Here is a 14,594-nt window from a genome sequence, read left to right on the forward strand (position 1 = left end):
AAATAAAAACCCACAATCAAGAAATTTATAAACAGATTCTTTGATTCTTAAAACAAACTTAAGTTTAGCTTAAAAAAGGCTTAATATAAGCTTAAAATAAACTTAAATAAAAAATCGGAATGATAGGGTGAGGAGTTTTTATAAATAAGTAATAAAAATAATTTACACAGTGTAAACCAAATTATAAACATTTTTATATTTTTTTAGTTCGTAAATGAGAAGATTTTAATGATTTTTATAGATAAAAAATAGAAAATGAAACAAAAATACGAACTATAAAAAATTACCCATAAAAATAATTTACACCTTGTTAACTAAAATGCTTGCATTCAAAAATTTCTTGTGCTATAATTCATCTCGAGGGTGAGATATGCATAAAAAAGTATTTTCAAGCATATTGACTTCTTTGTTTCTAAATCAAATGCTATAAAAACATTTATGTGCAACCTTTAACAAGGTGGATTCACTAACTAGTGATTCGTTTTTTGCGTTTGATATTGATGGAGAAGTCAACTGTCAGCTGGCTGTATTTTCGTAAAATTCTTTTTTATGAAGTTGTGCACAAAAGATAAATTCCCCCCCACAAAAATATGAAGTGATGTTGGTCACTTTGGAGGTTTAATTAATATGAACAATCGTTTCAGACTCTTATCAAGATCTGTTGTAGCAGCTGCGGCTATTATTCCAGCAATTGCTCTTGTGAATAATGTTCAGGCTCAAGATTATGGTTATGGTTATAATTACTATCAACCAGGCTATAATTACTGGAATGGCGGCTATAACAATTATAATTATGGTTATAACAACTATAATTACCGTAACAACCGCAACTACCGTTACAACAATTATAACTATGGTTACAATAACTACAATTATAGCTATAACTACGGCTACAATGGCTATAATTACAACTATGGTTACAATAACTATTATCCAGGCTATAACAACTGGAATTACAACTATAGCAACAACTACGGCTATAATGGTTGGAATAATTACAACAATCTTGCAAACGATGAAAACTACATTTACTGGAATGGTAACCATTACTACCGTATGACGGATGGTTCTTACCGCATCTATCGTGATGGTGAGTGGAAACCATTGACAAATACTAACAATAACAGCACATCCAATAACAACTTGGAAAACGATCCGCATTATCGTTATGAAAATGGTTATCATTACTATGTATTAGATAATGGCGACTATTACTACTATCAAAATGGTAAGTGGGTGTTTGTTAAGGATTCTGCTGATAACTCAACTAATCCAACAACTCCAAGCCAGCCGGAAGAACCAAAACCAGAGGTTCCAACTCCGACACCAGCGGAACCAGAGCAACCAACTCCAGCTCCAAATGATAGACCGGAACAACCAACAACTCCAGCAGAACCAAAACCTGAGGTACCAAGTGTTGATTTGCCAGAAAATCCTCCAATTAACGGTGCAGAAGGTGAGTTTGATCCATTTGCTCCGAAACCAGAGCAACCAGCAGAACCAAAACCAGAAACTCCAACAACACCTGCTGTGCCAGAAACTCCTGGTTTGGTAACGACTGATAAACCAAGTGAAGATCAAATCCCGTCATACGTTGAAAAACCTGCAGAAGGTCTTGAGCATTTGGCGTGGGCACCAAATGGACAAACTCCAAAATTGGTTTACCCACCAGGAAAACCAGGTGATAAAGCCCTTGAGAATGATAAAAATTACTACTTCGATGGTAGTACACACTACTATTATGTACCATCTAACACAGAGCGTACAGGTTATTCAGCATACTGGAAGTGGATTGGACAAAAATGGAAACTGCAAGGTATGACAGATCCAAACGATCCAGGTGTTGATCCAAAACTTCACGAAAACACTGCTGATGATGAATACATGTACAGTGATAAAAACTCTAGCGTGAAATTGTACTCCACTAACCTAGTGACAACTGCTAAAGCAGGTCAACCGCTGCCATTCAAGAACGTTGAAGAGTTCAAGAACTACGTTATCGAAAAGATGAATCCTAAGTTCCTTGATAACGCAGGATGGGATGCCAAGGTTGAATGGGAAATCGAAGATCCAGAAATCTTTGAAAATACTAAAGAAAACCCATATGCTAAGGATTATGTCTTGATCGCAAACCTTAAGAGTGGTGTTGAGGATAAGAAATACAGTGATGTAGAATTTGGTTATGTTAAGTTTGTTTACCGTGTTGAAGCAACAAACGATACAAACTATGACTATGTTTCAAAAGCTAAAGAAGCTTTCGCTAAAATCAATGAAGAGCGTAAAGCTCAAGGCTTGAAAGAGTTGACATGGTCAGAAGACATTTATCAAAATCAAGCACTTCCAAAAGTAAATGAAATCTCACGTCAATACGATAGCTCAGGCTTTGTTGGACGTCGTGATGAAGATCCATCTGTTGTCGTTAAGAAATGGGCTAACAGCGGTCTGAGAGAATTGCTTCTTGATCCTAACGTAACTGAAGGGGCAGTAGCGACAGTTGTAGACGGAAATGGTGTTTACTACTGGGCTTACAGCTATAAATAATAAGGAATTGTATTCTTAAATATCTGTGCTCTTAATCTTTGGTTGCATATAAAGCACACTCCAAAAGTTAGATTTTAATCGTCTGACTTTTGGAGTTTTTTTGTTGTATTAACTCGGAAGCAAAAGTGGCGGTTGTGAACAGATTTTAAAGCTTAAAAAGGCGAAAAGAAACTTTTGAGTACAAAAAAAGCACCGATTGGTGCTTATGATTATTTGAGACCGTATTTTTTGTTGAAACGATCCACACGTCCATCTGCTTGAGTGAACTTTTGACGTCCAGTGTAGAATGGGTGTGAGTCTGATGAAATTTCTACACGGATCAATGGGTAAGTTTCCCCTTCGAACTCAACTGTTTCGTTTGAACGCTTAGTTGAACCACTAAGGAACTGGTAGCCGGTAGAAGTGTCCATGAAGACAACTGGGCGGTATTCTGGATGAATATCTTTTCTCATTTTACAAAAATTTCCTTTCTGCCATGGTCTCTTTGCGAGCCATAGATTAGTTACTTTGATAGTTTATCAAATTCTGATTGATTTGACAAGACTTTTAGACTAATTTCTTACTTTTTTGCCAATTCTTTCATCTCGGTGTAGATTTGCTCTATTTCTTCTTTTGAAAATGCATTGGCTCCGCTGGCTAGTGGGTGTCCTCCACCATGATGATTTTTAGCAATACCGTTGATAGGAATAACCTTGCTACGCATGCGGACACGGTAGTGACCTTCAGGCTGCTCAACAAAAATAGCCCACAGACCGACTTCTTCAATTCGTCCAGGTGCCCCGACAATGGCCGCAGTATCAGCATCGGTCAATTGATAGGCTTGTAAAACTTCCTGAGGCAGAATGACCCGCGCAGTACCATTTTCATCTATTTCCAATTGCTCATAGACATAGCCTTGCAGTTTAGCGACTTGGTGGCTGATAGAGTCCATTTTGCGAGACAAGGCTGATAAGTCGAAATCATATTGACGCAGCTTGGCAGCTACTTCGAATGTGCGGGCGCTAGTGGAAGGATAAAGGAAGCGACCAGTGTCACCGATGATACCAGCATAGAGGAGTTCTGCAGCTTCCTTGCTCAAGTCTAAGTTATTTTCAAAGGCAAAGAGAGCAATCATTTCACTGGCACTGCTAGAGCTTGTATCAACTAGAGAAATATCTCCGTAAACCTCATCATCAGGATGATGATCGATTTTGATGAGGAAGTCGCCTGTTGTGTAGCGTTGATCATCAATGCGAGCTGTATTAGCGGTGTCACAGACGATAACTAAGGCCTCTTGGTATTCTTCGTCTGTAACTTGGTCCATTTGCGCCAACCACATGAGATTGGGCTCATTGTAGCCTGTTGTTTTGATTGTTTTTTCTGGAAAATGGTACTGAAGCAGCTTTTGCAGTCCGACCTGACTGCCAAGAGCATCAGGATCTGGCCGCATATGGCGATGGATAATAATAGTATCGTATTCTTTGATCTTACTTAAAATATCATGATAAAGAGTCATAAATAACCTCGTCAACTTTCTTTACCCATTGTAGCATAAGAGTTTTTATTTTTAAAATAAAAAAGATATGATATAATGAGAGCAGATTAGAATTTGGAGGAAACTATGACCTTAGCGAAAATTGTATTTGCCAGCATGACTGGAAACACCGAGGAAATTGCTGATATTGTGGCGGATAAGCTAAGAGACCTGGATGTAGAAGTTGAAGTGGACGAGTGCACCACTGTCGATGCAGAAGATTTCTTGGAAGCAGATATTGCGATTGTAGCGACCTATACCTATGGTGATGGTGAGCTACCTGATGAGATGATGGACTTCTACGAAGACTTGTCCGGATTGGATTTGTCTGGCAAGGTCTACGGAGTGGTCGGTTCAGGCGATACTTTCTATGACGAATTCTGCAAAGCTGTTGATGACTTTGATGCTGCCTTTGCTGCTACAGGAGCGGAGAAAGGTGCAGAAAGCGTTAAAGTAGACCTATCTGCAGAAGATGATGATATTGCGCGCTTGGAAGCTTTTGCAGAAGGCTTGGTTAATAAAGTTTAAAGTGATAAATAGAGGAAACGGCTGCGGTCGTTTTTGTTTTGCGAAAATGTTATTTTCTGACAATTCTCATGATTAGGAGTATAATGTAAGTAAGCGCTATCCGTCAGATAAAGGAGGAGTTCCTATGAAAGAACGCGACTATGCCTTTGGCTTTCATGATGATGTCAAGCCGCTCTTTTCGACTGGTAAAGGACTGACAGAAGAAGTAGTTCGAGAAATCTCAGAAATCAAGAATGAGCCCCAGTGGATGCTGGACTATCGTCTGCGCTCCTTGGAACTCTTTCATAAGCTGCCGATGCCCGACTTTGGCCCTGATTTGTCAGGGATTCGCTTTGATGATGTTATCTACTACCAGAAGCTAAGCGGAGATCGGGCTCGCAGTTGGGATGAAGTCCCAGAAGAGATTAAGAAAACCTTCGACCGCTTGGGAATTCCAGAAGCTGAGAAGCGCTTTCTATCTGGAGCTGTGGCTCAGTATGAATCTGAAGTGGTTTATCACAATATGAAGGAAGAGTTTGCCAAGCTGGGGATTATTTTCACTGATACGGATACGGCTGTTCAGGAATATCCGGACTTGGTCAAGCAGTATTTTGGTACTGTGATTTCAAATGCTGAGCATAAATTTTCTGCGCTTAATAGTGCGGTTTGGTCCGGCGGAACCTTTATCTATGTGCCTAAGAACGTCCAGTGCCAAGTTCCTGTTCAGACCTATTTTCGAATCAATGGTGAAAATGCCGGCCAGTTTGAGCGCTCCTTGATGATTATCGAGGAGGGGGGCTCTATCCAGTATATCGAGGGCTGTACAGCACCGACTTACACAAGCAATAGTCTTCATGCTGCAAATGTCGAAATCATTGTCAAAAAGGATGCCTTTTTCCGCTATACGACCATTCAAAACTGGTCGGACAATGTCTATAATCTTGTAACGGAGCGAGGGGTTGTTGAAGAGGGTGGCACCTTAGAGTGGATTGATGGGAACTTAGGCAGTAAGGTCAATATGAAATATCCGTGTAGCATTCTTAACGGTCGCAATGCAAGAACTTCTGTTCTATCAATGTCTTTTGCCAACTATGGTCAGCACTTAGATGCGGGCTGTAAGGTATTTCATAATGCACCCAAGACTTCCAGTACCTTGATTTCTAAATCAGTGGCCAAGGATGGCGGTAAGACAGACTATCGTGGTCAGGTTCGCTTTGGTAAGAATAGTGCAGGCTCCAAATCTCATATCGAGTGCGATACCATTCTGATGGATGGCGAGTCCAGTTCTGATACTATTCCTTTTAATGAAATCCATAATTCAAATGTCGCGCTAGAGCATGAAGCCAAGGTTTCCAAAGTGTCTGAGGATCAGCTCTACTATCTGATGAGTCGCGGCATCAGTGAAGAAGAAGCCACAGCTATGATTATCAATGGATTTATGGAACCCATTACCAAAGAACTTCCAATGGAATACGCCGTCGAGCTCAACCAACTCATCAACATGAGTATGGAAGGCTCAGTTGGTTAAAAAGGTCCACTGGACCTTTTTAATCTGCTGATGAGAACTCGCAAAAGCGAGTTCCCTTTAATAATGTCCGGGGGACTGTTTTAGGTTGTGGATAAGGACTCGGTTGAGCGAGTGCTCTTTAATAAGGTTCGGGGATCCTTTTTAATCTGTAGATAGGGGCTCGCCTTTTCAAGTCCCCCTTAATCCGAGGTCCTTGAGACCTTTTTATTTAGAATTGAACTAGAAAATTTTACTATATTTTGATATGATAGATAGAATACAAGGAGGAAGCAGATGACGTTAGAAGAAATCAGACAGGAAATCGATCAAGTTGATGATGCAATCGTTGCCCTGTTGGAGCAACGCATGAATCTGGTTGGCCAAGTCGTAGCTTTAAAAAAATTAACAGGCGCAGCTGTCTTGGATAGCAAGAGAGAAGATGTGATTTTTGCCAGAGTGGCGGATAAGGTTGAAAACAAAGACTATAAGGAAACTGTTGTTGCGACCTTTTCTGACATTTTAAAACGCTCGCGTGAATTTCAGAATAAAAAAATCTAATGAAAGAAGTACAGAACTCGATAGCTGTGGCTTTATCTGCAATGGCAGGCGGTTGGCTACGTTACCAAGTAGCTCTCTTATCAGTTTTTGCTGATCCATTTCCGCTGGCTGCCTTATTGGTCAATTATTTGGGAACTTTTTTGCTGCTCTATATTATCAAGGGCTATCTTAGCAGTAAAGTTAAGTCCCAGCGTCTGCTTTTAGCACTTTCGACCGGTTTTTGCGGAGGTTTGACGACTTTTTCTGGTCTTCTGCTAGACAGTATCAAACTAGCAGATTCAGGGCGCTATATGGAGCTTCTTATCTATCTAGTCTTAAGTGTAGGTGGTGGCCTTGCAATCGCCCTATGGGCTGGAAAGCAGGTGAAGCCATGATGTGGGCGATACTAATCTGCTGCGGCGCTGGTTCTCTTGTGCGTTATGTTTTCTCCAAGGTCAATAGCAGAGCATATCTGCCGATTGGGACTTTATTGGCAAACTTGCTAGGTGCTTTTCTCATTGGATATTTTTATAATCATATAGAAGATAAGCAGCTTTATGTGATTTTAGCAACAGGCTTCTGTGGTGGTTTGACGACTTTTTCCACCTTGAATGCTGAGTTGGCAGCTCTCTTTCCAGAGAGAAAGAAATTTCTTCTCTATTTGGCTTTGACCTATATCCTCGGATTTTTAGCGATTCTTTTGGGAATTTTCATTTAAACATCTTTACATTTTTAGAAATTTTGATATAATATAGTTTGTGCCTAATGGAAGCACAAAAAACGACTAATCCGCTGTGGTCTCGAATCTTAAGATTAGTAAGATAGGAGTAGAAAAAATGAATCCATTAATCCAAAGTTTGACTGAAGGTCAACTTCGTACTGACATCCCTGCATTCCGTCCTGGTGACACTGTCCGCGTTCACGCGAAAGTTGTCGAAGGAACTCGTGAACGTATCCAGATCTTTGAAGGTGTGGTTATCGCTCGTAAAGGTGCTGGTATCTCAGAAACTTACACCGTTCGTAAAATCTCTAACGGTATCGGTGTTGAACGTACTTTCCCAATCCACACTCCACGTGTTGACAAGATTGAAGTCGTTCGTTACGGTAAAGTCCGTCGTGCTAAATTGTACTACCTTCGTGCATTGCAAGGTAAGGCAGCACGTATCAAAGAAATTCGCCGTTAATCTTAGAAAGACTCTGTCGTTGGGCAGAGTTTTTCTCTAAGTCCCCTTAGTTCAATGGATATAACAACTCCCTCCTAAGGAGTAGTTGCTGGTTCGATTCCGGCAGGGGACATGGATATGAAAAACTACGTTGTCAAACGTAGTTTTTTTCTATGTTTAAATAAAAAATCTATAAAATAAATTGTTTTTTTAGGAAATAGGAGTACAATACGGTTAGTATAGAAAATAAAAAAGCACCGAATCGGTGCACACTTTTTCAAGTTGAATACGAACTGGGCTTAAGTACCACTGCCTTATTTTAACTTGCTGTGTTGTTTCGAATAGTTCCAACAAAGTAATTATATAATATTTTTCTTTAAATGTAAACATTTTTGTGTTAAAATATTGACATAAAAAACAAATTTATAAAAGGGGATTTTTTATGAAGAAACCATATTCAATAGGACTCGATATCGGAACTAACAGCGTCGGATGGGCCGTCATTACGGATGACTATAAGGTGCCATCGAAAAAGATGAAAGTTCTGGGCAATACTGATAAACACTTTATCAAGAAAAATCTAATTGGAGCTTTATTATTTGATGAAGGGACTACTGCTGAAGATAGACGTCTAAAACGAACATCGCGCCGTCGCTATACCCGTCGAAAAAATCGTCTTCGCTATCTTCAAGAAATCTTTTCTGAGGAAATAAGCAAGTTGGATAGTAGTTTCTTCCATCGTTTAGATGACTCCTTTTTAGTTCCTGAGGATAAGAGAGGAAGTAAATACCCTATTTTTGCTACCTTGGAAGAAGAAAAAGAATATCATAAGAAATTCCCGACTATCTATCATTTGAGAAAACACCTGGCGGACTCAAAAGAAAAAACTGACTTGCGCTTAATCTATTTGGCATTAGCTCATATGATTAAATACCGCGGACATTTTTTATATGAAGAATCTTTCGATATTAAAAACAATGATATCCAAAAAATTTTTAATGAATTTATAAGCATTTACGACAACACCTTTGAAGGAAGTTCACTTAGTGGACAAAACGCACAAGTAGAAGCAATTTTTACTGATAAAATTAGTAAATCTACAAAGAGAGAACGCGTTCTAAAACTCTTTTCTGATGAAAAATCCACTGGTCTCTTTTCAGAATTTCTCAAGTTAATTGTAGGAAATCAGGCTGATTTTAAAAAACATTTTGACTTAGAAGAAAAAGCTCCACTACAATTCTCTAAAGATACCTATGATGAGGATTTGGAAAACTTACTCGGACAAATTGGAGATGGTTTTGCAGACCTTTTCCTAGTTGCTAAAAAACTTTATGACGCCATTCTTCTATCAGGAATCTTAACTGTCACAGATCCTTCAACCAAGGCTCCACTATCAGCATCTATGATTGAGCGCTATGAAAACCACCAAGAAGATTTAGCAGCTTTAAAACAATTCATCAAAAATAATCTTTCAGAAAAATATGCTGAAGTTTTTTCTGACCAATCTAAAGATGGATATGCTGGGTTTATCGATGGCAAGACCACTCAAGAAGCATTTTACAAATATATCAAAAATCTTCTCTCTAAATTAGAAGGAGCAGATTATTTCCTTAATAAAATTGAACGCGAAGATTTTTTGAGAAAACAACGCACCTTTGATAATGGTTCTATTCCTCACCAAATTCATCTTCAAGAGATGAATGCCATTCTCCGTCGTCAAGGAGAACATTATCTATTTCTGAAGGAAAACAGAGAAAAGATTGAGAAAATCTTGGCCTTCCGTATTCCTTACTACGTTGGCCCTTTGGCTCGTGGCAATCGTGATTTTGCTTGGCTAACTCGAAATTCTGACCAAGCAATCCGACCTTGGAATTTTGAAGAAGTTGTTGATAAAGCAAGCTCTGCAGAAGACTTCATCAATAAGATGACTAACTATGACTTGTATCTCCCAGAAGAAAAAGTTTTGCCCAAGCATAGTCTGTTGTATGAAACATTTGCTGTCTATAATGAATTAACAAAAGTAAAATTTATTGCAGAAGGATTGAGAGACTATCAATTCCTTGATAGTGGGCAGAAGAAGCAAATTGTCAATCAATTATTCAAAGATAAAAGAAAAGTAACTGAAAAAGACATCATTCATTATCTACATAATGTTGATGGCTACGATGGAATCGAACTAAAAGGAATTGAAAAACAATTTAACGCTAGTCTTTCTACTTATCATGATTTACTTAAAATAATCAAGGATAAAGAATTTATGGATAATCCTAAAAATGGAGAGATTCTTGAAAATATTATCCATACTCTCACAATCTTTGAAGATCGAGAAATGATTAAGCAACGCCTTGCTCAATATGACACTCTCTTTGATGAGAAAGTAATCAAGGCATTGACTCGTCGACATTATACTGGTTGGGGAAAACTCTCTGCCAAGCTCATTAACGGCATCCGTGATAAACAAACTGGCAAAACGATCCTTGAATACTTGATTGATGATGGAGATTGCAATCGTAACTTTATGCAGTTAATCAACGATGACGGACTTTCCTTCAAAGAAATTATCCAAAAAGCACAAGTAGTTGGCAAGACAGATGATGTGAAGCAAGTTGTCCAAGAAATCCCAGGTAGTCCTGCTATCAAAAAAGGAATTTTACAAAGTATCAAGATTGTTGATGAACTTGTTAAGGTTATGGGGCACAATCCAGAGTCCATTGTAATTGAAATGGCACGAGAAAATCAGACAACTGCTAAAGGGAAAAAGAATTCCCAACAAAGATATAAGCGCATTGAAGATGCACTAAAAAATCTAGCACCTGGACTTGATTCAAATATTTTAAAAGAAAATCCTACAGATAATATTCAATTGCAAAATGATCGTCTCTTCCTTTACTATCTTCAAAATGGAAAGGATATGTACACTGGAAAAGCTATTGATATCAACCAACTAAGCAACTATGACATTGACCACATCATTCCACAGGCTTTTATAAAGGACGATTCTCTCGATAACCGTGTCCTAACCAGCTCCAAAGATAATCGAGGTAAATCAGATAATGTTCCAAGTATAGAAGTTGTTCAAAAAAGAAAAGCTTTTTGGCAACAATTATTGGATTCCAAATTGATTTCAGAGCGTAAATTTAACAATTTAACTAAGGCTAAACGTGGTGGACTAGATGAGCGTGATAAAGTTGGATTTATCAAACGTCAGTTGGTTGAAACACGACAAATCACAAAACATGTCGCTCAGCTTTTGGATACCCGCTTCAATACAGAAGTGAATGAGGAGAACCAGAAAATTCGTACTGTCAAAATTATTACATTGAAATCCAACCTTGTTTCAAACTTCCGTAAAGAATTTGGTTTATACAAAGTGCGGGAAATCAACGACTACCACCACGCTCACGATGCCTACTTGAATGCAGTGGTTGCAAAGGCTATCCTTAAAAAATATCCTAAACTTGAGCCTGAATTTGTCTATGGTGACTATCAGAAATATGATCTTAAAAGATACATCTTAAAATCAAAAGCTTCTAATACTATTGATAAAGCAACTGAAAAATATTTTTTCTACTCAAACTTATTGAATTTCTTCAAAGAAAAGGTGCGCTACGCTGACGGAACGATTAAAAAAAGAGAGAATATTGAGTATTCTAATGACACAGGAGAAATCGCTTGGAATAAAGAAAAAGACTTTGCCACAATCAAAAAAGTTCTTTCACTTCCGCAGGTGAATATTGTGAAGAAGACAGAAGAACAAACCGTCGGACAAAATGGTGGTTTGTTTGATAACAATATCGTGTCCAAGAAAAAAGTAGTTGATGCAAGTAAACTAATCCCTATCAAATCCAGTTTATCACCTGAGAAATATGGCGGCTACGCAAGACCTACAATCGCTTATTCAGTCCTTGTTATAGCAGATATTGAAAAAGGAAAAGGAAAGGCTAAAAAGTTAAAGAGGATTAAAGAGATAGTTGGAATAACCATTCAAGATAAAAAGAAATTTGAATCAAACCCAGTTACCTACCTTGAAGAGTGTGGTTATAAAAATATCAATTCTAATCTTATTATAAAACTACCTAAGTATAGTCTCTTTGAGTTCAATGATGGACAGCGAAGATTATTAGCAAGCTCTATTGAGTTGCAAAAGGGGAATGAATTAATTTTACCTTATCACCTCACTGCTTTACTTTACCACGCACAGCGAATTAATAAAATTAGTGAACCAATTCATAAACAGTATGTTGAAGCACATCAAAATGAATTTAAAGAATTATTAACAACAATCATTTCTTTATCTAAAAAATATATCCAAAAGCCAAATGTTGAATTGTTATTACAACAAGCGTTTGATCAAGCCGATAAAGATATTTATCAGTTAAGCGAATCCTTTATCTCGCTTTTGAAACTCACCTCATTTGGAGCTCCTGGAGCTTTTAAATTCCTTGGTGTTGAAATTAGTCAGTCAAGTGTAAGGTATAAGCCCAATTCACAATTTTTAGATACTACCCTCATCCATCAATCCATTACTGGTCTCTATGAGACTCGGATTGACTTAAGCAAACTGGGAGAAGACTAATGGGATGGAGAACCATTGTAGTCAATACGCACTCTAAGCTCTCCTACAAGAACAACCACTTGATTTTTAAAGATGCCTCTCGGACAGAGTTGATTCATCTGTCCGAGGTGGACATCCTACTTTTGGAGACGACAGATATCGTTCTCTCCACTATGCTAATTAAACGCTTGGTGGATGAAAATATTCTGGTCATCTTTTGTGATGATAAACGCTTGCCAACGGCATACTTAATGCCTTACTATGGTCGACACGATTCCAGTTTGCAACTCTCTCGGCAAATCACATGGAACGAGGAAGCTAAAGCACAAGTTTGGACTACCATTATTGCACAAAAAATTCTCAATCAAGCTTTTTATCTGGGAAGTTGTGGTTTTCTGGAAAAGAGCCAGTCCGTCATCGATCTCTATCATAGGTTGGATTTATTTGATCCTAGTAACCGTGAGGGACACGCAGCTCGTATTTATTTCAACACCTTATTTGGGAATGATTTTAGTCGTGAGCAAGATAATGATGTCAATGCGGCCTTAGACTACGGCTACACCTTGATTTTAAGTATGTTTGCGCGTGAGATTGTTTTGTCGGGTTGCATGACCCAGTTCGGCTTGAAACATGCCAATCAGTTTAATCAATTCAACCTAGCTAGTGATATTATGGAGCCTTTCCGTCCGATTATTGACAGAATTGTCTATGAAAATCGAAACAGTTCTTTTGTCAAAATCAAACGAGAACTTTTCACTATTTTCTCAGACACCTTCCACTACAATGGAAAGGATATGTATCTGACCAATATCGTCAGTGACTATACTAAGAAAGTCATCCAAGCTCTCAATCAACCAGAGAAAGGAGTTCCTGAGTTTAGGATATGAGTTATCGATATATGCGTATGATTTTAATGTTTGATATGCCTGTTGATACTGCAGAGGAACGCAAGGCCTATCGGAAATTCCGGAAGTTCCTCATAGATGAGGGGTTTATCATGCACCAATTCTCCATCTATAGCAAACTCTTGCTCAACAACTCTGCTAATAATGCCATGATTGAGCGACTCAAGACTCGAAATCCCAAAAAGGGAAACATCACTCTCTTAACAGTTACGGAAAAACAGTTTTCTCGGATGATATACTTAAATGGTGAGCACGATACCAGCGTAGCAAACTCTGATGCTCGGTTAGTCTTTCTAGGAGAAGAGCCTATAGATGAACATTAATTTTCCGGTACTAGATGAACCGATAGATATTCAAAATGCAACCTTTTTGGTGCTTGAAGATCAGTTTACCTTTTCAAAGATCGTCAAGCAATTGTACCAATATTCTGATGAAGGAGAGCTGAAATTATTTGACACTCATTTAAAAGCTTTAAAAGAATCAGAGCTGCTTCTGATTACAGATATTTTGGGTTACAATCTCAACTCTCCACCCATGCTCAAACTGATACATACCGATCTGGAAAATCAACTAAATGATAAACCAGAAGTAAAGTCAAAAATCGAAAAGTTGTTAGTTGCGATTACAGAACTGCTGGGGTTTGAGTGTTTGGAAAATGAATTGGATCTAGAGTACGATGAAATCACCATTCTAGAGTTGATCGATGCGCTAGGAGTCAAAGTTGAAACTCTGAGTGACACACCTTTTGAAAAGATGCTAGAAATTGTCCAAGTTTTTAAATATCTTTCAAAAAAGAAACTCCTTGTTTTCATCAATGTGACCGCCTATCTATCAAAGGATGAGTTAGGAAATCTGATAGAGTATATCCAACTCAATCAACTAAGGGTCTTATTTGTCGAACCTCGGAAAGTCTATGATTTTCCGCAATATGTGCTTGATCAAGACTATTTCTTGAACCCTGAAAATATGGTATAATTAAGAGTAACAATTGGAATCTGGCGAGCTGAAGTCTAGCTGGGACGAATAGCGCGATTACGAAATTTCGTGAGAAAAATTTTTCTACGAGGTTTTAGAGCTGTGTTGTTTCGAATGGTTCCAAAACAAAATCTTCATCATAAACGAGCCAAGACAAGTTTTAGAGCTGTGTTGTTTCGAATGGTTCCAAAACAAGCTTTGAATCGTCATATACAGCTGTTTTGTTTTAGAGCTGTGTTGTTTCGAATGGTTCCAAAACTTTAAAGTGTTTGAAGTTTTATAGGTTTTTGTTTTAGAGCTGTGTTGTTTCGAATGGTTCCAAAACCTTCAATAAGCTGAGGAAGTGCGTCAATAAGTTTTAGAGCTGTGTTGTTTCGAATGGTTCCAAAAC

The 14,594-nt window shown here is 38.2% G+C and carries 13 protein-coding genes, 1 tRNA gene and 1 CRISPR repeat array (1 of these 15 cut by a window edge); of the genes, 12 read left to right on the plus strand and 2 right to left on the minus strand.

What is annotated here, in order from left to right:
* Positions 1 to 627: 627 nt before the first annotated feature.
* Positions 628 to 2,541, plus strand: a complete 1,914-nt coding sequence (locus MFP28_RS05615; protein ID WP_002906440.1) for a hypothetical protein — start codon at positions 628 to 630, stop codon at positions 2,539 to 2,541.
* A 209-nt stretch (positions 2,542 to 2,750) separates the two neighbouring features.
* On the opposite strand, the gene MFP28_RS05620 is transcribed toward MFP28_RS05615, so the two are convergent.
* Both MFP28_RS05620 and MFP28_RS05625 read right to left on the minus strand, forming a co-directional pair.
* Positions 2,751 to 2,993 carry a type B 50S ribosomal protein L31 gene (locus MFP28_RS05620; RefSeq protein ID WP_002895374.1) on the minus strand — a complete coding sequence of 81 codons (243 nt, stop codon included), beginning with the start codon at positions 2,991 to 2,993 and terminating at the stop codon, positions 2,751 to 2,753.
* A gap of 107 nt (positions 2,994 to 3,100) precedes the next feature.
* Complete coding sequence (locus MFP28_RS05625) at positions 3,101 to 4,036, minus strand: DHH family phosphoesterase (RefSeq protein ID WP_002906441.1); 936 nt, start codon at positions 4,034 to 4,036, stop codon at positions 3,101 to 3,103.
* Positions 4,037 to 4,141: 105 nt separating this feature from the next.
* Here MFP28_RS05625 and MFP28_RS05630 point away from each other — a divergent pair, with 105 nt between their 5' ends.
* The 11 genes from MFP28_RS05630 (at position 4,142) to csn2 (ending at position 14,203) form a co-directional block, all read left to right on the plus strand.
* A complete protein-coding gene (locus tag MFP28_RS05630) occupies positions 4,142 to 4,582 on the plus strand; it encodes a flavodoxin (RefSeq protein WP_002906443.1) in 441 nt (146 codons plus the stop codon).
* A gap of 124 nt (positions 4,583 to 4,706) precedes the next feature.
* Positions 4,707 to 6,089: a Fe-S cluster assembly protein SufB gene (gene sufB, locus MFP28_RS05635; RefSeq protein ID WP_002906444.1), complete on the plus strand. Its 1,383-nt coding sequence runs from the start codon at positions 4,707 to 4,709 to the stop codon at positions 6,087 to 6,089.
* Positions 6,090 to 6,362: 273 nt separating this feature from the next.
* Positions 6,363 to 6,626 carry a chorismate mutase gene (locus MFP28_RS05640; protein ID WP_002906446.1) on the plus strand — a complete coding sequence of 88 codons (264 nt, stop codon included), beginning with the start codon at positions 6,363 to 6,365 and terminating at the stop codon, positions 6,624 to 6,626.
* On the plus strand, positions 6,626 to 7,000 hold the full coding sequence (gene crcB, locus MFP28_RS05645) for a fluoride efflux transporter CrcB (RefSeq protein ID WP_002906448.1): 375 nt from the start codon (positions 6,626 to 6,628) through the stop codon (positions 6,998 to 7,000). Before MFP28_RS05640 ends, crcB (MFP28_RS05645) begins: the two co-directional genes overlap by 1 nt.
* Positions 6,997 to 7,323 (plus strand): fluoride efflux transporter CrcB, encoded by a 327-nt coding sequence (gene crcB, locus MFP28_RS05650; RefSeq protein WP_002906450.1) that lies wholly within the window; start codon positions 6,997 to 6,999, stop codon positions 7,321 to 7,323. Before crcB (MFP28_RS05645) ends, crcB (MFP28_RS05650) begins: the two co-directional genes overlap by 4 nt.
* Positions 7,324 to 7,441: 118 nt before the next feature.
* The gene (rplS, locus tag MFP28_RS05655; protein WP_009660455.1) at positions 7,442 to 7,789 is read left to right on the plus strand and encodes a 50S ribosomal protein L19; all 348 of its coding nucleotides are present in this window, start codon (positions 7,442 to 7,444) and stop codon (positions 7,787 to 7,789) included.
* Between the two features lie 40 nt (positions 7,790 to 7,829).
* Positions 7,830 to 7,901, plus strand: a tRNA-Arg gene (locus MFP28_RS05660).
* A 309-nt stretch (positions 7,902 to 8,210) separates the two neighbouring features.
* Entirely contained in the window at positions 8,211 to 12,344 is a 4,134-nt protein-coding gene (gene cas9 / locus MFP28_RS05665) for a type II CRISPR RNA-guided endonuclease Cas9 (RefSeq protein ID WP_002906454.1), read from the plus strand.
* On the plus strand, positions 12,344 to 13,210 hold the full coding sequence (gene cas1, locus MFP28_RS05670; RefSeq protein WP_002906456.1) for a type II CRISPR-associated endonuclease Cas1: 867 nt from the start codon (positions 12,344 to 12,346) through the stop codon (positions 13,208 to 13,210). Before cas9 ends, cas1 begins: the two co-directional genes overlap by 1 nt.
* Positions 13,207 to 13,551, plus strand: coding sequence for a CRISPR-associated endonuclease Cas2 (cas2, locus tag MFP28_RS05675; protein ID WP_002906458.1), 345 nt, complete (start codon positions 13,207 to 13,209; stop codon positions 13,549 to 13,551). The genes cas1 and cas2 overlap by 4 nt, the downstream gene beginning before the upstream one ends.
* A complete protein-coding gene (csn2, locus tag MFP28_RS05680; protein ID WP_002906460.1) occupies positions 13,541 to 14,203 on the plus strand; it encodes a type II-A CRISPR-associated protein Csn2 in 663 nt (220 codons plus the stop codon). Before cas2 ends, csn2 begins: the two co-directional genes overlap by 11 nt.
* Before the next feature lie 91 nt (positions 14,204 to 14,294).
* Positions 14,295 to 14,594: a CRISPR direct-repeat array (repeat unit 36 nt; unit sequence GTTTTAGAGCTGTGTTGTTTCGAATGGTTCCAAAAC) (it continues 661 nt past the right edge of the window).

Source organism: Streptococcus sanguinis, assembly GCF_050234405.1.
Lineage (GTDB): Bacteria > Bacillota > Bacilli > Lactobacillales > Streptococcaceae > Streptococcus > Streptococcus sanguinis_W.

What these genes read in the sequence shown, in the direction of transcription:
- crcB (WP_002906448.1), top strand. Translation starts at nt 6,626, where the DNA reads ATGAAAGAAGTACAGAACTCGATAGCTGTGGCTTTATCTGCAATGGCA.
- rplS (WP_009660455.1), top strand. Translation starts at nt 7,442, where the DNA reads ATGAATCCATTAATCCAAAGTTTGACTGAAGGTCAACTTCGTACTGAC.
- crcB (WP_002906450.1), top strand. Translation starts at nt 6,997, where the DNA reads ATGATGTGGGCGATACTAATCTGCTGCGGCGCTGGTTCTCTTGTGCGT.
- cas9 (WP_002906454.1), top strand. Translation starts at nt 8,211, where the DNA reads ATGAAGAAACCATATTCAATAGGACTCGATATCGGAACTAACAGCGTC.
- sufB (WP_002906444.1), top strand. Translation starts at nt 4,707, where the DNA reads ATGAAAGAACGCGACTATGCCTTTGGCTTTCATGATGATGTCAAGCCG.
- cas2 (WP_002906458.1), top strand. Translation starts at nt 13,207, where the DNA reads ATGAGTTATCGATATATGCGTATGATTTTAATGTTTGATATGCCTGTT.
- cas1 (WP_002906456.1), top strand. Translation starts at nt 12,344, where the DNA reads ATGGGATGGAGAACCATTGTAGTCAATACGCACTCTAAGCTCTCCTAC.
- MFP28_RS05640 (WP_002906446.1), top strand. Translation starts at nt 6,363, where the DNA reads ATGACGTTAGAAGAAATCAGACAGGAAATCGATCAAGTTGATGATGCA.
- MFP28_RS05625 (WP_002906441.1), bottom strand. Translation starts at nt 4,036, where the DNA reads ATGACTCTTTATCATGATATTTTAAGTAAGATCAAAGAATACGATACT.
- MFP28_RS05630 (WP_002906443.1), top strand. Translation starts at nt 4,142, where the DNA reads ATGACCTTAGCGAAAATTGTATTTGCCAGCATGACTGGAAACACCGAG.
- MFP28_RS05620 (WP_002895374.1), bottom strand. Translation starts at nt 2,993, where the DNA reads ATGAGAAAAGATATTCATCCAGAATACCGCCCAGTTGTCTTCATGGAC.
- csn2 (WP_002906460.1), top strand. Translation starts at nt 13,541, where the DNA reads ATGAACATTAATTTTCCGGTACTAGATGAACCGATAGATATTCAAAAT.
- MFP28_RS05615 (WP_002906440.1), top strand. Translation starts at nt 628, where the DNA reads ATGAACAATCGTTTCAGACTCTTATCAAGATCTGTTGTAGCAGCTGCG.